Source organism: Paenirhodobacter sp. (assembly GCF_050177655.1).
Taxonomy (GTDB): Bacteria; Pseudomonadota; Alphaproteobacteria; order Rhodobacterales; family Rhodobacteraceae; genus Rhodobacter.
The window spans coordinates 1-15,416 of record NZ_JBFXGV010000037.1; the positions used below are offsets into that span (position 1 = coordinate 1).

Consider the following 15,416-nt stretch of genomic DNA (forward strand, 5'->3'; position numbering starts at 1 on the left):
GGATTGCCCGAAGAGCCAAGATAGGGGCTCTCGTTTGCGCTAACAACCCGGTTTTGCCGCAATGCAGCATTGCAGTGCCTGCAGGGCCAGACAAAAGGGGCCGCGAAACCGCAGCCCCTTTTTCTTGGCGTAAATACTCCGGGGGGCCGAGGCAGCGCCTCGGCGGGGGCAGCGCCCCCTCCGGCCTCAGATCAGCTTGCCCATCGCCACCGCGGTGTCGGACATCCGGTTCGAGAAGCCCCATTCGTTGTCGTACCAGGTCAGGATGCGCACCATCGTGCCTTCCATCACCTTGGTCTGATCCATGTGGAAGACCGAGGAATGGCTGTCGTGGTTGAAGTCCATCGAGACGTTTTTGTACTTCGTGAAGCCGAGAATGCCCTTGAGCGGGCCATTCGCGGCGGCTTCGATCGCGGCGTTGACCTCTTCGACGGTGGTCGCGCGCTTCGCGGTGAAGACGAGATCGACGACCGAGACGTTCGGCGTCGGCACGCGGATCGCCACGCCGTCAAGCTTGCCCTTCAGTTCCGGCAGCACGAGGCCCACGGCCTTGGCCGCACCCGTCGAGGTCGGGATCATGCTCAGCGCCGCGGCGCGGGCGCGATACAGATCCTTGTGCATCGTGTCGAGCGTCGGCTGGTCGCCGGTATAGCTGTGGATCGTGGTCATGAAGCCCTTTTCGATGCCGATCGCATCGTTGAGAACCTTCGCCACCGGGCTGAGGCAGTTCGTGGTGCAGCTCGCGTTCGAGACGACGAGATCATCCTTCGTCAGCGTCTTGTCGTTCACGCCGAAGACGATGGTCTTGTCCGCGCCGTCGCCCGGCGCCGAGATCAGCACCCGCTTCGAGCCGTTTTCCAGATGCGCGAGGCATTTTTCCTTCGAGGTGAAGATGCCGGTGCATTCCATCACCACATCGACATCCGACCAGGGCAGGTCGGCGGGATTGCGGATCGCGGTCACCTTCATCGGCCCGCGGCCGACGTCGATCCAGTCCTCGCCGGTGGTCACCTCGGCCGGGAAGCGGCCATGCACCGAATCGAAGCGCAGCAGATGCGCGTTGGTCTCGACCGGGCCGAGATCGTTGATCGCGATCACCTCGATATCGGTGCGCCCCGATTCGATGATCGCGCGCAGCACGTTACGCCCGATACGGCCGAAGCCGTTGATTGCCACCTTGACTGTCATATTGCCTCCTTTGACTCTGCCGAGCCCTCGAACAATTGGCGCCAGCATCGCCGGCCTGTCCGAAAGGTCAACAGCAGAGTGGCGCATTCAGCGCCAGAAGGCTACCCAATCAATGAGATCCACGATTTTTGCCGCAAGAAACAGCGCGCCGGCGCTGTGATAAAGAGCGGCATCCAGCCCGAAGGCCAGCAGGATCACGGCGCCGAGCCCGATCGCGATCTGGGTCGTCATTTCCCCTCGCAACCCGGGCCCGGCCCGGGATCAGTGCAGAAGCCGCCCCATCGCCGCGGCCACGTCGGCCATGCGGCAGGAGAAGCCCCATTCGTTGTCGTACCAGGCCAGCACCCGGACGAGCTTGCCGCCGGTGACCTTGGTCTGGTCCGGGGCGAAGATAGACGAATAGGGCGTGTGGTTGAAGTCGATCGAGACCTTCGGCTCCGGGTCGTAGGAGAGCACCATGCCCATGTAGCCCTCGGCCGCCTCGCGCACGATCTCGTTGACGTCGTGCTTGCTCACCGATTTGCCGGCGATGAAGGTCAGGTCGACCGCCGAGACGTTCGGGGTCGGCACGCGCATCGAGGTGCCGTCGAGCTTGCCGGCAAGCTCCGGCAGAACCTCGCCGATCGCCTTCGCGGCGCCGGTCGAGGTCGGCACCATCGCCATCGCGGCGGAACGCGCGCGGTAGAGATCCTTGTGGCGGCGGTCGAGCGTCGGCTGGTCGCCGGTATAGCTGTGGATCGTGGTCATGATCCCCGATTCGATGCCGATCGCGTCGTTCAGCACCTTGGCGAGCGGGGCGAGGCAGTTCGTGGTGCACGAGCCGTTCGAGACGACCTCATGTTCGGGGCGCAGATCGCGGTGGTTCACGCCGTAGACGACGGTCTTGTCGGCATGGGTGGCGGGCGCCGAGACCAGCACGCGCTTCGCGCCGCGGCCGAGGTGCACCGCGGCCTTTTCGCGCGAGTTGAACTTGCCGGTGCATTCGAGCACGACATCGACGCCGTCCCAGTTCAGCTCCTCGGGGTGATAGGTCGACATCACCTCGATCGGGCCGCGGCCGAGGTCAAGCGTCTTGCCTTCGACCTTCACCGGGGTCTCGAACCGGCCATGAACCGAGTCGTATTTCAGCAGATGGGCATTGGTCTCGATCGGGCCGGTGGCGTTGATCTTCACCACCTGCACGTCGTTGCGCGCGGTTTCCGCGATGGCGGCCAGCGTGCAGCGGCCGATGCGGCCGAAGCCGTTGATCCCGATGGTGACGGTCATGATCGCTCTCCCGATTGGCGCACCTGGGGCGGGGCGGCGCGCAGATCCCGAAATTTCGCGCGGAATACCACGGTATGCAAAGTCGATAAAGACGCCGAATCAAGATGATAGCGAAAACATTCGGTGGTTGCGGTAACATCGGCGGCGCCTTGCCAAAGGCCGCGGCGCGGGGGGAGAGCGGGGAGGGGGCGCTGCCCCCGCCGAGGCGATGCCTCGACCCCCCCGGAGTATTTCCGCCAAGAAAAAGGGGGCCGGGGTCAGGGCTGGTCGCGGAACTCCGCCGAGAGATCGCCGGCGGTGATCTCGGCGGGGCGGGAGGCCGGGGTGTCCCGGCCAAGGCGCTGAAAACCGCGCGCGATGTCGATCGCGAGGAGCGGCAGGCGCCCCTCCGGCGTGGCGATCTTCACCACGAAGAGGCCCGGCGCGAGCCAGTGGCAGAAGGGGCGCGACCAGCAGGTGAGCGGCGTCGGCAGATGCCCGAGGATCTGTGGTCGGCCCTCCGCCCAGCTGCCCCAGAGCAACCGCCCCATCTCATTCCCCATCGAGGCCTCGACGATGTCGAAGGCGGTTGCGAAAGAGCGGCCGTCGGGGCCGAAGACGGTTTCGTCGCGCGACCAGGCCCCGGCCTTGCCGCTGCGCAGCGCCGAGAGGTCGAGCCCCTCGGGCAGGCCGTCGATGATCCGGCGCATGGCGGTTCCCTCCGTTTGGGAGAACCTTGGCGGCGACCGCCGCCGGGCGCCACCGAAAACCGTATGCCCGACCGTTTGTGGGGCTCAGTCCTCGTCTTCCGCGACGAAATAGAGTTCGCCCGCGGCTTCGAGCTCGCGGATCGCGGCGACGACGGCATTCATCGCCTCCTCCGCATCCTTGTCCTTCACCTTGCCGAGGTTCGCCATCTCGTCGCGCAGGTTCGCCGCCATGCGCTGCGACATATTGGCGAGGATGAATTCGGCGGATTTCTCCGTCGGTCCCTTCGCCCCGGCGAGCGCCATGATCAGCTTCGGCTGGTCGACCGCGCGCAGGATCTTCGGAATGTCGCGCGGCTCGATCCGGGCGGGGATATTGGCGAAGGTGAAAATCGCCTTCTTCACCTGTTCGGCGAAGATCTGATCCTCCTCTTCGAGCCCCTTGAGCACATCGTCGCGGGTCGCCGCGGCGGCATAGTTCAGGATCGCGCCGACGCGTTCCACCGGCCCCTCGTCGAAGGCCTTGGGCGGCACCGCGTCAAGCTGGCTGGCGAGCGCGAGACCGATGCGCAGCACGGTTTCCGGCGCGACATTGCCGGTGAGCGAGACCGCATAGGCGATGCGCCGCGCCTTCTCGGGTGGCAGCCGGCCGAGCAGCTCCGCCGATTTCGCGACCGAGAATTTCGAGAGCATCACCGCCCCCACCTCGACGCTTTCCTCGGCGAGGACGGGCAGCAGCAGATCGGCGGAAAGCCCGGCGATCCGCTCCCACGGGTCTGCGCGCGAGGTGCCGGAGGCCATCTTGCGCAGACGCGTGGTCGCAGAGGCGGAGAGCTGGCCGTCGAGCAGGCTCAGCGCCCCGTCGAGCCCGCCGGGGAAGGTCAGCCCCACGGCTTCGAGCTCACTGCAGAATTCGGCGACGACCTCGTGCATGGTGTCGCGGTCGATCAGCGACATCGTCGCGATCGCCTCGGTGAGCGAGGTCTGCTGATCCTCGCTCAGCTCGGAGAGCGGCAGTTTCGCCCCTTCCGAGGCGAGCAGCCGCACGATGATCGCGGCCTTCTGCTGCCGCGTCAGTTCCTTGCGCGGCGCCAGACCGCCCGCGGTCAGCTGGCCGAGGGGTTTCAATTGGGCAAGAGCGTTCACCTGTGCCTCCGAAGCCTGCGAAGCATGGGGCATCATCGCAGCCGCGCGTTAAGAGGCGGTTATCGGCGGCGCAAAATCGGCGTTCAGCTCGCGGGTGTCACGCAGCTTTTCGTCTGCGTGTCCCATTGCGTGCCGGTGGGACAGCTGAGCGTCGCGCGCGTCTCATAGGGGCAATCGGCCTGCGCGAGGGCAGGGGCCAGCGCCGGCAGGAGCGCCAGCGGGATCGAGGCGAGGATCGTCTTCATGGTGGTCTCCTTTCCTTGTCCGGTCAGGAGACCACGAATCGGGCCGATCCCCGTATCACGGATCCGTGATCAGGCCTCGCCGAACACGCGACGGAAGATCGTGTCGACGTGCTTCGTGTGATAGCCGAGGTCGAATTTCTCCTCGATCTCGGCGGGGGAGAGCGCGGCGGTCACTTCCGGGTCGGCGAGCAGTTCCGTCTTGAAATCGGCGCCCTTCTCCCAGACCTTCATCGCGTTGCGCTGCACGAGGCGATAGGCGTCCTCGCGGCTGACACCGGCCTGGGTCAGCGCGAGCAGCACCCGCTGCGACATCACCAGCCCTTTGAATTTATGCAGGTTGTTCAGCATGTTCTCGGGATAGATCACGAGGTTCTCGACGAGCCCCGCAAGCCGGTTCAGCGCGAAATCGAGCGTCACCGTGGCGTCGGGGCCGATGCCGCGCTCGACCGAGCTGTGCGAGATGTCGCGCTCGTGCCAGAGCGCGACGTTCTCCAGCGCGGGCACCACCGCCATGCGGACAAGGCGCGAGAGGCCGGTGAGGTTCTCGCTCAGCACCGGGTTGCGCTTGTGCGGCATCGCCGAGGAGCCCTTCTGCCCCTTGGAGAAGAATTCCTCGGCCTCGAGCACCTCGGTGCGCTGCATGTGGCGGATCTCGATCGCGATATTCTCGATCGACGAGGCCACCACGCCGAGCGTGGCGAAGAACATCGCGTGGCGGTCGCGCGGGATCACCTGGGTCGAGATCGGCTCGGGGCGCAGGCCCATCTTCTCGCAGACATGTTCCTCGACCGCCGGGTCGATATTGGCGAAAGTGCCGACGGCGCCCGAGATCGCGCCGGTGGCGACCTCGTAGCGCGCCTTTTCCAGACGGTTCTTGTTGCGGTCCATCTCGGCGTAGAAGCGCGCGAAGGTCAGGCCCATCGTGGTCGGCTCGGCGTGGATGCCGTGCGAGCGGCCGATGCGCACCGTGTCCTTGTGCTCGAAGGCGCGCTTCTTCAGCGCGGCGAGCACCCGGTCCATGTCCTTCAGCAGGATGTCGGAGGCGCGCACGAGCTGCACGTTGAGCGTGGTGTCGAGCACGTCCGACGAGGTCATCCCCTGGTGCACGAAGCGCGCCTCGGTCGAACCGATGTGCTCGGCCAGATGCGTGAGGAAGGCGATCACGTCATGCTTGGTCACGGCCTCGATCTCGTCGATGCGGGCGACGTCGAAATCGACATCCTTCGCCTTCCAGACGGCCGCGGCGCTTTCCTTCGGAATGACGCCGAGCGCGGCCTGCGCGTCGCAGGCATGGGCCTCGATCTCATACCAGATCTTGAACTTGGTGGCGGGTTCCCAGATGTCGACCATCTCTTTGCGGGAATAGCGCGGGATCATGGCGGGCCTCATGCTTGTGACGGGTTTGCCGGGCTTCTAGACTGCGCGCGCCGCTCGGGCAAGCACGGGAGGGGGCCGAATGCCCGCATTGCAGGATTTTCTGGGGCTCTGGCGGCTCGAGCGGGTGATCGTGCCGGCCCAGGGCGCCGCCGCGCGCTTCACCGGGCAGGCGCGCTTCACCCCCGAGGGGGAGGCCCTGCGCTATCACGAGGAAGGCGAGCTCACCCTGCCGGGCGCCACGCCGATGCGGGCCGAGCGGGCCTATCTGTGGCGCGCGGAGGGGGAGGAGATTGCTGTCTTCTTCGACGACGGCCGACCGTTCCACTGGTTTTCGCCCACAGCCCCCGCCGCGCAGCACTGGTGCGACCCCGACGATTACCGCGTCAGCTATGATTTCGCCGCCTGGCCCGCATGGAGCGCGGAATGGCGGGTGAAGGGGCCGCGCAAGGATTACACGATGCGCTCGGAGTATCGGCGGGGGTAGGGGGCGCTGCCCCCTCTTGGCTGCGCCAATTCACCCCCGAGGTATTTTTGGCAAGATGAAGGACGGGGGTTTTCATCTTGCCATAAATACCTCGGGGGGGCCCGCAGGGCGGGGGCGGCGCCCCCTCCGCACGATCCCTCTTGCACACCGCGCGATTTGGCGCTCCTCTCGCGCCATGACGACGATCCTGCAAAGCTCGCTCCCCTTCGCGCCCTGGGCCGACGACCGCACGCGGCGCCTGCCCGGCATCGTGCCGATCCCGATGGAAGACTGGCTCGAGGCCGACAGCGCCTATGCCGGCCAGATGGCCGAGCGTGACCGGCTGATCGCCGAGGCGCCCGACAAGGTGCTCGCGATGACCCCCGCGGGCGAGGCGGGTGCGGCCGAGCTTTACGAGACGGTGCTGCCGCTTCTGCCCGCGCTTGGCATCGCGCTTGAGGGCGGTGTCGCGCTTCGCCCCGATGGCGTCAGCGTGCCGCTCGATCCCGCAGCCCCGCTCGCCACGCTTGGCCGGCTCGTGCAGGAGGATTTCTGCCTGATGGCCGAGGGGCCGGAGGGGCACGTCCTCACGGGCGCCGTGCTCTGCTTTCCCGCGGGCTGGACGCTTGCCGAGAAACTCGGCCGGCCGATGATGGGCATCCACCGCCCGGTCGCGAAATATACCGAGGATCTCGGCCGCCGCGTGCAGCGGCTGATGGATGGGGTGCAGCCGGGCCGCGTGCTGATGCGGGGCACCGCGCATCACTTCGGCGGGCCGCTCCACAACCCGCGCACCGAATCCGCGGGCCGCGCGCCCGAGACGGATCTCCCCTTCATCCGCGTCGAGCGGCAGGGGCTGATGCGGCTGCCGCGCACCGGCCTCGTCACCTTTTCGATCCACACCTATATCGTGCGTCCCGAGGCGCTCAGCCCCGAACAGGCGGCACTTCTGGCCGAATTTCCGATCCGCTCCGCCGCCTGAATGCCGCGCCGCGGCGGCGAAATTGCGTGCGCCCGGGCTCCCAAACCCTTGTGCCGGGCCGCGAATCCTGTAACTCAGGGGCCGGAAGATCGGAGGAGGCGAGCATGCAGGAGGGGCCGCGATGACGGAGCCGCAAGCGGCCTCCGCCCGGCGCAATCCCTTGCGCCATCTCGGGCCGGTGCTTCTGGGCTTTGCGCTTTTCGCGCTTGGCCTCTGGGCGCTGCACCACCTGCTCAAACCCGTCCATGCCGCCGATATCGTCGCGCAGATGAAGGCGACGCCCTGGCACGTGCTGCTCACCGCGCTGGCCGCCACCGCGACGGGCTACACCGCGCTCATCGGCTATGATTTCTGGGCGCTGCAATATCTCGAGAAGAAACTGCCGCTGCGCGTCGTCGCGCTGGGCGGGTTCCTCGGCTATGCTTTCGGCAATACGATCGGGATCTCGGTGCTCTCGGGCGGGGCGGTGCGCTACCGGATCTATTCCGCCTTTGGCCTCAACGCTTTCGAGGTTGCGGCGCTCGCCTCTTATATCGCGATCGCGATGGGGACCGGGCTCACCCTCGTCGGCGTCTTCGCCCTCGCCCTGCACCCGGCCGCGCTGACCGGCATCCTGCCGCTCTCCGAGGCGGCGGTGCGGTCGCTCGCGCTTCTCGGCGGCGTCGGCACGCTGAGCCTGCTCTACGCGCTCGCCTTCTCCGGCAAGTCCTTGAAATGGCGCCGCTTCGAGCTGTCGATGCCCTCCCCCCGCATCCTCACCGGGCAGATGGTGATCGCGCTTTTCGACAGCTCCTGCGCGGCGCTCACGCTTTATGTTCTCCTACCCCCCGGCGCCCCCGATTTCGTCACCTTCATGGCGATTTACGCCACCGCGACGATGGTCGGCGTGCTCAGCCACGTGCCGGGCGGGGTCGGCGTCTTCGAGACGGTGGTGATGGCGGCGATGCCGCCGGGCACGCAGATGGGCGAGATCGCCGCGGCGCTCGTAATGTTCCGCATGATCTATTACCTGCTGCCCTTCGCCATCGCCTTCGTCATCGTCTCGCTGAACGAGGCGCGCCTCGCGGGCGGCTGGGCGGTGCGGATCTTCGGCGAGATCTCCGAGCCGATGCGCCCCGCCTTCAGCGCGATCGCCGGCATGGTGCCCTGGCTCAGCGGCGCCTGGGCCTTCGGCTTCGGCGCCTATCTCGTCGCCGTCTCGCTGATGCCCTCGGTGCGCGCCTCGGCAGTCGACGACAATGACCTCGTCGGCGCGATCCTGCTCGAGGGCGGCACGCTCGTCTCCTCGGTGATGGGGATCGTGCTGCTCATTCTCTCGCACGGGCTGATCCGCCGCGTCTCGGGCGCCTTCTGGCTGACGCTGGCGGCGCTTGCGGGCGGCGTCGTCGCCTCACTTCTGAACGATTTCGACTATGAAAGCGCCGCGCTGCTCGCGCTCGGCGCGCTCGTGCTGCTGCCCTTCAAGCGCGAATTCTACCGCGAGACGCAGATCACCGAGGGCGTGCTCGGCCCCTCCTGGTTCGCCCTCGTCGCCGCGGTGCTGATCTCCGCCGCGGGCTTCTTCTTCTTCGTGCATCAGGCGACGCCCTATTCGCACGACCTCTGGATCGACTTCGCGCGCTCCGCCAACACGCCGCGTTCGCTGCGCGCGGGGCTCGCGGGTTCCGCGGTGCTGCTGCTCTTCACGATCTATCTCGCGTTGCAGCCGGCGCGGCGCCAGACCGTCGAGACCAGCGAGGAAAAGCTCGCCCATGCCGCGCGCATCGTCGCCACGCAGGAGGATCCGCAGGCCTGTCTCGCGCTGGCCGGCGACAAGGAGCTGCGCTTTTCCGAGGATGGCGCGGCCTTCGTGATGTTCGGGCGCCGCCGCAAGAGCTGGATCGTCTTCGGCGATCCGGTCGGCGCGCCGCGCTCCGTCCATGCGCTCGGCTGGGATTTCGTCGAGGCGGCGCAGCAGGCGAATTGCCGCCCCGTCTTCTACGAAATCTCCGACCGCCACCTGCCGCTGATGATCGAGATGGGCCTCGCCCTGCACAAGGTCGGCGAGGAGGCGGTGATCCGTCTGCCCGATTTCTCGCTGGCCGGCAGCCGCTACAAGTCGATGCGCGCCGCCTATAACAAGTGCAACCGCGAGGGCCACGGCGTCGAGGTGCATGCCCCGCCGCATTCCGAGGCGCTGATCGCCGAGCTGCGCGGGATCTCCGACGCCTGGCTGGGCGACAAGGTCGGGCGCGAGAAGGGGTTTTCCGTCGGCCGCTTCGAGGAAGACTATCTCAACCATTTCCCGGTCGCGGTGGTGCGGCGCGGGGGCAGGGCGCTCGCCTTTGCCAATATCCTCGCCCCGGGCAGCGGGCGGCGCGTCGCGGTCGATCTGATGCGCTACCTGCCCGAGGAGGCCTCGGGGATGATCGAATATCTCTTCCTGGCGCTGATCGAGCATTACCGCGCCGAGGGGGCGGAGGAATTCTCGCTCGGCATGGCGCCCTTGGCGGGGCTGAGCGAGCGGCGCACGGCGCGGCTCTGGAACCGGTTCGGCGCGCTGCTCTTCCGTCACGGCGGGGCGTTCTACAACTTCGAGGGGCTGCGCGCCTTCAAGCAGAAATTCGCCCCCGAATGGCGCCCGCGCTATATCGCGCTGCCGGTCGGCGTCTCGCCGATGGTGGCGATGGCGGATGTCGCGCTCTTGATCGCGGGCGGTCCGCGTGGCCTTCTGGGCAAGAAGAAGTGACCCCGGGCGCGTCCCGGGAAAGGGGGCGCGATGCAGATCATCCTGGCAAGCTGGCAATTCTGGGCGGGGCTCGCCGCCGTCTTCGCGGCGCTGACCGCGATCTTCGCGAAGATCGGCGTCGGCGGCATCGACAGCGATCTCGCGACCTGGCTGCGCACGCTGGTGGTGGCGCTGGTGCTTGGCGCGATCGTCTGGGCGACCGGCAAGCTGCGCGGGATCGCGGCGATCGAGCCGCGCGCAGGGCTGTTCCTCGTGCTTTCGGGGCTTGCGACGGGGGCGTCGTGGCTGTGCTACTTCCGCGCGCTCAGCCTGGGTGACGCTGCCCGCGTCGCGCCGATCGACAAGCTCTCGGTGGTGCTCGTCGCGATCTTCGCCGTGATCTTCCTCGGCGAACACCTGCCCCCGCTCGCCTGGCTCGGCGTCGCGCTGATCGGTGCGGGGGCGGTGCTGGTGGCGCTCGCCTAGGGCAGCTCGCGCGCGATCTCGTAGCGCAGCCAGGCGCGGTCGGAGGCGATCATCGACGGGATCATGAGCGCGTCGATCAGCCACCAGAGCCCGACCAGCGCGAGCGGGATATAGCCCACGAGCAGGAAGGTCAGCGCCGAGCCGATGCCGAAGAGCACGAGCATCATGAGCCCCGAGACCCAGCGCCCGAGGTAGAAGCGATGCGCGCCGAAGAAGCCCAGGAAGAACCAGAGCAGATAGGCGACGAGCGCCGAGGGCGTCTCGTTCGCGATGCGCTGTTCGATATAGAGGGCGCGGGTGTCGGTCATGTGAACCTCCTTAACATGGAGGGGATATTGGGAGGGAGTGGGGCGTGCGCAAGGGGGTCAACGTAGCTTGCTGCGCTTGTGCAAGACTGGACCTTCGGGAGGAGCATAGATCGGATTGTCGAAGGTCTTATCCTCCTGATCGGAGGTGTTCTTTTCCGAGAAGTCGGTTTGATCGACGAGTTTCGTGAACAGAAAAGCGGCCAGCATAGTTGGGACCAAAATGGTCAGCGGAAGCACATTTGGCCAGTTGCTGTGGCAAAATTTCTGAAGTGGCTTTTCTAGGAAAGCCGCATATCCCAGAACCAAATAGCTGGCGAACCAGAGAAGGACGAGAGCACGGATAACCGAGAGGTTTATGCGTGAGACGGAAGGAGGTCTATTGAGCTTTGTTCTTGCGGGATAAAGCCTGTAAAGCTGACCTGTAAAATAGGGCTCAAGCATGTCGACGTGCCGTTCCCAATTGTTTTGCCAGAACTTCGCGCCGCGACTCATGTCTGACCAGAGCCATGATACGATAATGGCAATCAGCGCGACGCCGCTTCCAAAAAGGGGAGCCCAGCTGTCCTTGATCCCGCCGTTCAGAAGAACCGCGATCGTTGCCATGAACGCGGCCTGAAACCCCCAGAAATAGGTGGCGCGTTTCCAGTACATTTCGATCTCGAAGTCTCGAATCTGGGAGGCCCGTTCAAAGGCTCTTTCTGCCCGCTTGCGATCTACGCCCTCCGTTGTGAGAATTCCGAGTTCAGTGAAGTATGCGCGCTCAAAATCACTGAGGTTATCCGCAGAAATGAACTCCGAAGGCATCATCACCACCCGCTCGAATGCGGAAATCATGCCTTACAGAAAAGCCCCCTGCAATAGCGGGTCTTTGGACTCTGTCGCAGCAGAACGGGAAAGCTACCGCCCCCTACCGCGTCGCGTAGACCGCTGCCCAGAACACCGTCTTGCCATCGGCCGCCACGGCATGGCCGATGCCGAACTCCTTCATCCGGGCGATGGTGATATTCGCGCGGTGCTTGGGCGAGAGGCCCCATTGTTCGAGCGTGCCGCCGAGCGTGAAGCGCCCCGCCGCGCCGGCGGCGATGTTTTCCGAGATCACCCGCGGCCGGTAGCCCTGCTGCTTGGCGCGGGCGAGCGGGCCGGTCGTGCTCGATCCCGCATGGGTCATCAGCCCGCGGCTCGCCATGTCGCAGGCGTGTTTCTCCGCCACCCGTTGCAGCGCGGGGTTGATCGCGAGCGGGGGAAGCCCCGATTGCGCGCGCACGGCGTTGGTCTGCGCGAGCGCGGCGGCCGCCTCGGCGCTGCTGGTCGCGGTGCAGCGCGCCGCCCCTGCCGCGGCGACGGCGAGATCGCCATGCCCGTCGGTCCAGATCACCCGCCCCGGCAGGTAGGAGCTGGCCGCCTGCGAGGTGATCTCCGGCGCAGGCGCGGGGGCCGTGGCGCAGCCGGCGAGCAGCGCGAGCGCGAGGGCGGTCGGGAGAAGGGGGCGATGCGGCATCGGATCCGGTCCGTCGAAATCGGGGGATCCGTCCCGCAGATCCCGGTTGGGGTTTGGCGCCCTGATACAGGGCGAGTTTGGCGAAATGACGGCGCCGGCGCAACACGGCCTCCCGCCGGCGCGATGCGACGCAAGGCCGCGCGCGGAAACCTGCCGGCCGGCGCCTCTTTCGCCCCCAGCCTGGGGCGAAGGCCTTAACGCCCGGCTAAGAGCGGCGCGCCGCGCGCCAGCTTCGGGGGCTCGAATAGATAAAAGGCCCCGCAATCGCGGGGCCTTTTGTTCTGTCTCGGACCGGAAGATCAGGCCTTGGCGAGGTTGCGCAGCACGTAGTGCAGCACGCCGCCGTTCTTCAGATATTCGATCTCGACCTCGGTATCGATCCGCGCCTTGAGCTGGATCGTCTTCACCGAACCGTCCTTGTAGGTGATGGTGCAGGGCACCAGCGAGAGCGGCTTGATGTCGCCGGCGAGGCCTTCGATCGTCACCACCTCGTCGCCGGTCAGGCCGAGCGTCTTGCGGTTGTCGCCGCCGGTGAACTCGAAGGGGATGACGCCCATGCCGATCAGGTTCGAACGGTGGATCCGCTCGAAGCTCTCCGCGATGACCGCCTTGACGCCGAGCAGGTTGGTGCCCTTCGCCGCCCAGTCACGCGACGAACCCGCGCCGTATTCGATGCCGCCGAAGATCACCAGCGGGATGCCCGCCGCCTGATATTCCATCGAGGCGTCGAAGATCGTCGTCTGTTCGCCGTTCGGGCCCTTGGTGAAGCCGCCCTCGACGCCATCCAGCATCTCGTTCTTGATGCGGATATTGGCGAAGGTGCCGCGCATCATGACTTCGTGGTTGCCGCGGCGCGAGCCGTAGCTGTTGAAGTCCTTCGGGGCGACCTGGCGCTCGGTCAGGTATTTGCCGGCCGGGGTGGTCGGCTTGAACGAGCCCGCGGGCGAGATGTGGTCGGTGGTGATCATGTCGCCCAGCACCGCGAGAACACGCGCGTTGGTGACGTTCGAGATCACGCCCGGCTCCTTCGCCATACCCTGGAAGTAGGGCGGGTTCTGGATGTAGGTCGATTGCGCCGGCCAGTCGTAGGTTTCACCCTCGGTGGTCTTCACGCCCTGCCAGTTGGTGTCGCCCTTGAACACATCGGCGTATTTCGCAAGGAAGGCCTCGCGGGTCACGCATTTGTCGACGAGCTCGGCGATCTCCGCGTCGGTCGGCCAGATGTCCTTGAGGAAGACCGGCTTGCCGTCCTTCGAGGTGGCGATCGGCTCGCTCGAGAGGTCGATGTTCATGTCGCCGGCGATCGCATAGGCGACCACGAGCGGCGGCGAGGCGAGGAAGTTCGCGCGCACGTCGGGCGAGATCCGGCCTTCGAAGTTGCGGTTGCCCGAGAGCACGGCCGCGGCGACGAGGTCGTTGTCGTTGATCGCCTTCGAGATCGCGGGATCGCCCAGCGGGCCCGAGTTGCCGATGCAGGTGGTGCAGCCGAAGCCGACGATGTTGAAGCCGAGCGCGTCAAGATCGTCCTGCAGATCGGCGGCCTTCAGGTATTCCTGCACGACCTGCGACCCGGGGGCGAGCGAGGTCTTCACCCAGGGCTTCGCGGTCAGGCCAAGCGCACGCGCCTTGCGGGCGACGAGACCGGCGCCGATCAGCACATAGGGGTTCGAGGTGTTGGTGCAGGACGTGATCGAGGCGATCACGACCGAGCCGTCACCGACCTTGTAATCCTTGCCTTCGACGGCGACCGATTTGCAGACATCGACCGGCTTCGTGGCGGTGTCGCCCTCGGAGGCCATCGCCGCGGCCTCGGCCGAGACGTCGATGCCGCGATACCCCGCGACGACCTTGGCGAAGCTCGACTTCGCGTCGGTGAGCGGCAGGTAGTCCTGCGGGCGCTTCGGACCCGAGATCGCCGGGACGATCGAACCCATGTCGAGCTCGAGCGTCGACGAGTAAACCGGGGCGTAATCCGCGCCGCGCCAGAAGCCGTTTTCCTTCGCATAGGCCTCGACCAGCGCGATGCGCTCTTCCGAGCGGCCGGTCTGCTTGAGGTAGCGCAGGGTTTCCGCGTCGATCGGGAAGAAGCCGCAGGTCGCGCCATATTCCGGCGCCATGTTGGCGATCGTCGCACGCTGCGCCAGCGGCAGCTTGTCGAGGCCTTCGCCGTAGAATTCGACGAATTTGCCGACCACGCCGTGTTTGCGCAGCATCTGCACGACCTTCAGCACGAGGTCGGTGCCGGTGGTGCCTTCGACCATCGCGCCGGTCAGCTTGAAGCCGACGACTTCCGGGATCAGCATCGAGACGGGCTGGCCGAGCATCGCGGCCTCGGCCTCGATCCCGCCCACGCCCCAGCCGAGCACGGCCGCGCCGTTCACCATCGTGGTGTGGCTGTCGGTGCCGACGAGCGTGTCCGGGTAGGCCACGAGCTCACCGTTCTGATCCTTGTCGGTCCAGACGGTCTGCGCGAGGTATTCGAGGTTCACCTGGTGGCAGATGCCGGTGCCGGGCGGCACGACGCGGAAGTTCTCGAACGCGCCCTGACCCCATTTCAGGAACTGATAGCGCTCCATGTTGCGCTCATATTCCAGCTCGACGTTGCGCTGGAAGGCGCGCGGATTGCCGAATTCGTCGATCATCACCGAGTGGTCGATCACGAGGTCGACGGGCACCAGCGGGTTGATCTTCTGCGCGTCGCCGCCGAGCCCCTTGATGCCGTCGCGCATCGCGGCGAGGTCGACCACGGCGGGAACGCCGGTGAAGTCCTGCATCAGCACGCGCGCCGGGCGATAGGCGATCTCGCGCGGGTTCTTGCCGCCCATCTTCGCCCAGTCGCCAAAGGCCTTGATGTCGTCGACCGAGACGGAGAAGCCGCCATCCTCGAAGCGCAGCAGGTTCTCGAGGACGACCTTCAGCGAAGCGGGCAGCTTCGAGAAATCGCCCAGGCCCGCGTCCTGCGCGGCGGGAATCGAGTAATAGGCATAGCTCGTGCCCCCCACGCTGAGCGTGCGGCGGGTCTTGGCGCTGTCCTTGCCGGTGACGACGGTCATGTCTTGGCCTC

Annotated in this window: 15 protein-coding genes; 4 read left to right on the forward strand and 11 right to left on the reverse strand. The window is 66.4% G+C overall.

The window, feature by feature from the left end:
• Positions 1-186 precede the first annotated feature (186 nt).
• The 7 genes from gap (AB7U46_RS12835) to purB form a co-directional block, all read right to left on the reverse strand.
• The gene (gap, locus tag AB7U46_RS12835; protein ID WP_428337371.1) at positions 187-1,188 is read right to left on the reverse strand and encodes a type I glyceraldehyde-3-phosphate dehydrogenase; all 1,002 of its coding nucleotides are present in this window, start codon (positions 1,186-1,188) and stop codon (positions 187-189) included.
• 87 nt (positions 1,189-1,275) lie between these two features.
• Entirely contained in the window at positions 1,276-1,419 is a 144-nt protein-coding gene (locus tag AB7U46_RS12840; RefSeq protein WP_428337372.1) for a hypothetical protein, read from the reverse strand.
• A 30-nt stretch (positions 1,420-1,449) separates the two neighbouring features.
• Positions 1,450-2,454 (reverse strand): type I glyceraldehyde-3-phosphate dehydrogenase, encoded by a 1,005-nt coding sequence (gap, locus tag AB7U46_RS12845; RefSeq protein ID WP_428337373.1) that lies wholly within the window; start codon positions 2,452-2,454, stop codon positions 1,450-1,452.
• 257 nt (positions 2,455-2,711) lie between these two features.
• Positions 2,712-3,143: a hypothetical protein gene (locus tag AB7U46_RS12850; RefSeq protein WP_428337374.1), complete on the reverse strand. Its 432-nt coding sequence runs from the start codon at positions 3,141-3,143 to the stop codon at positions 2,712-2,714.
• An 84-nt stretch (positions 3,144-3,227) separates the two neighbouring features.
• Positions 3,228-4,319: a flagellar motor switch protein FliG gene (locus AB7U46_RS12855; RefSeq protein WP_428337375.1), complete on the reverse strand. Its 1,092-nt coding sequence runs from the start codon at positions 4,317-4,319 to the stop codon at positions 3,228-3,230.
• 50 nt (positions 4,320-4,369) lie between these two features.
• Complete coding sequence (locus tag AB7U46_RS12860) at positions 4,370-4,531, reverse strand: hypothetical protein (protein ID WP_428337376.1); 162 nt, start codon at positions 4,529-4,531, stop codon at positions 4,370-4,372.
• Positions 4,532-4,600: 69 nt separating this feature from the next.
• Positions 4,601-5,908 (reverse strand): adenylosuccinate lyase, encoded by a 1,308-nt coding sequence (gene purB, locus AB7U46_RS12865; RefSeq protein ID WP_428337377.1) that lies wholly within the window; start codon positions 5,906-5,908, stop codon positions 4,601-4,603.
• 79 nt (positions 5,909-5,987) lie between these two features.
• Here purB and AB7U46_RS12870 point away from each other — a divergent pair, with 79 nt between their 5' ends.
• The 4 genes from AB7U46_RS12870 (at position 5,988) to AB7U46_RS12885 (ending at position 10,546) form a co-directional block, all read left to right on the forward strand.
• Complete coding sequence (locus AB7U46_RS12870) at positions 5,988-6,392, forward strand: DUF6314 family protein (RefSeq protein WP_428337378.1); 405 nt, start codon at positions 5,988-5,990, stop codon at positions 6,390-6,392.
• A 175-nt stretch (positions 6,393-6,567) separates the two neighbouring features.
• Complete coding sequence (locus tag AB7U46_RS12875) at positions 6,568-7,353, forward strand: heme-dependent oxidative N-demethylase family protein (protein ID WP_428337379.1); 786 nt, start codon at positions 6,568-6,570, stop codon at positions 7,351-7,353.
• 121 nt (positions 7,354-7,474) lie between these two features.
• Positions 7,475-10,081, forward strand: coding sequence for a bifunctional lysylphosphatidylglycerol flippase/synthetase MprF (gene mprF, locus AB7U46_RS12880; RefSeq protein WP_428337380.1), 2,607 nt, complete (start codon positions 7,475-7,477; stop codon positions 10,079-10,081).
• A 30-nt stretch (positions 10,082-10,111) separates the two neighbouring features.
• Positions 10,112-10,546, forward strand: a complete 435-nt coding sequence (locus AB7U46_RS12885) for an EamA family transporter (protein ID WP_428337381.1) — start codon at positions 10,112-10,114, stop codon at positions 10,544-10,546.
• On the opposite strand, the gene AB7U46_RS12890 is transcribed toward AB7U46_RS12885, so the two are convergent.
• The 4 genes from AB7U46_RS12890 to acnA all read right to left on the reverse strand — a co-directional run bounded on the left by AB7U46_RS12890 (position 10,543) and on the right by acnA (position 15,405).
• The gene (locus AB7U46_RS12890) at positions 10,543-10,854 is read right to left on the reverse strand and encodes a TM2 domain-containing protein (protein ID WP_428337382.1); all 312 of its coding nucleotides are present in this window, start codon (positions 10,852-10,854) and stop codon (positions 10,543-10,545) included. The two genes, AB7U46_RS12885 and AB7U46_RS12890, sit on opposite strands and share 4 nt — an antisense overlap.
• Positions 10,855-10,911: 57 nt before the next feature.
• Positions 10,912-11,688: a hypothetical protein gene (locus AB7U46_RS12895; RefSeq protein ID WP_428337383.1), complete on the reverse strand. Its 777-nt coding sequence runs from the start codon at positions 11,686-11,688 to the stop codon at positions 10,912-10,914.
• Between the two features lie 73 nt (positions 11,689-11,761).
• Positions 11,762-12,352 carry a CAP domain-containing protein gene (locus AB7U46_RS12900; protein ID WP_428337384.1) on the reverse strand — a complete coding sequence of 197 codons (591 nt, stop codon included), beginning with the start codon at positions 12,350-12,352 and terminating at the stop codon, positions 11,762-11,764.
• 299 nt (positions 12,353-12,651) lie between these two features.
• On the reverse strand, positions 12,652-15,405 hold the full coding sequence (gene acnA, locus AB7U46_RS12905; RefSeq protein ID WP_428337385.1) for an aconitate hydratase AcnA: 2,754 nt from the start codon (positions 15,403-15,405) through the stop codon (positions 12,652-12,654).
• Positions 15,406-15,416: the final 11 nt, after the last annotated feature.

What these genes read in the sequence shown, in the direction of transcription:
- AB7U46_RS12875 (WP_428337379.1), top strand. Translation starts at nt 6,568, where the DNA reads ATGACGACGATCCTGCAAAGCTCGCTCCCCTTCGCGCCCTGGGCCGAC.
- AB7U46_RS12885 (WP_428337381.1), top strand. Translation starts at nt 10,112, where the DNA reads ATGCAGATCATCCTGGCAAGCTGGCAATTCTGGGCGGGGCTCGCCGCC.
- AB7U46_RS12870 (WP_428337378.1), top strand. Translation starts at nt 5,988, where the DNA reads ATGCCCGCATTGCAGGATTTTCTGGGGCTCTGGCGGCTCGAGCGGGTG.
- AB7U46_RS12840 (WP_428337372.1), bottom strand. Translation starts at nt 1,419, where the DNA reads ATGACGACCCAGATCGCGATCGGGCTCGGCGCCGTGATCCTGCTGGCC.
- AB7U46_RS12855 (WP_428337375.1), bottom strand. Translation starts at nt 4,319, where the DNA reads ATGCCCCATGCTTCGCAGGCTTCGGAGGCACAGGTGAACGCTCTTGCC.
- gap (WP_428337373.1), bottom strand. Translation starts at nt 2,454, where the DNA reads ATGACCGTCACCATCGGGATCAACGGCTTCGGCCGCATCGGCCGCTGC.
- gap (WP_428337371.1), bottom strand. Translation starts at nt 1,188, where the DNA reads ATGACAGTCAAGGTGGCAATCAACGGCTTCGGCCGTATCGGGCGTAAC.
- acnA (WP_428337385.1), bottom strand. Translation starts at nt 15,405, where the DNA reads ATGACCGTCGTCACCGGCAAGGACAGCGCCAAGACCCGCCGCACGCTC.
- purB (WP_428337377.1), bottom strand. Translation starts at nt 5,908, where the DNA reads ATGATCCCGCGCTATTCCCGCAAAGAGATGGTCGACATCTGGGAACCC.
- AB7U46_RS12895 (WP_428337383.1), bottom strand. Translation starts at nt 11,688, where the DNA reads ATGATTTCCGCATTCGAGCGGGTGGTGATGATGCCTTCGGAGTTCATT.
- AB7U46_RS12850 (WP_428337374.1), bottom strand. Translation starts at nt 3,143, where the DNA reads ATGCGCCGGATCATCGACGGCCTGCCCGAGGGGCTCGACCTCTCGGCG.
- AB7U46_RS12890 (WP_428337382.1), bottom strand. Translation starts at nt 10,854, where the DNA reads ATGACCGACACCCGCGCCCTCTATATCGAACAGCGCATCGCGAACGAG.
- AB7U46_RS12860 (WP_428337376.1), bottom strand. Translation starts at nt 4,531, where the DNA reads ATGAAGACGATCCTCGCCTCGATCCCGCTGGCGCTCCTGCCGGCGCTG.
- mprF (WP_428337380.1), top strand. Translation starts at nt 7,475, where the DNA reads ATGACGGAGCCGCAAGCGGCCTCCGCCCGGCGCAATCCCTTGCGCCAT.
- AB7U46_RS12900 (WP_428337384.1), bottom strand. Translation starts at nt 12,352, where the DNA reads ATGCCGCATCGCCCCCTTCTCCCGACCGCCCTCGCGCTCGCGCTGCTC.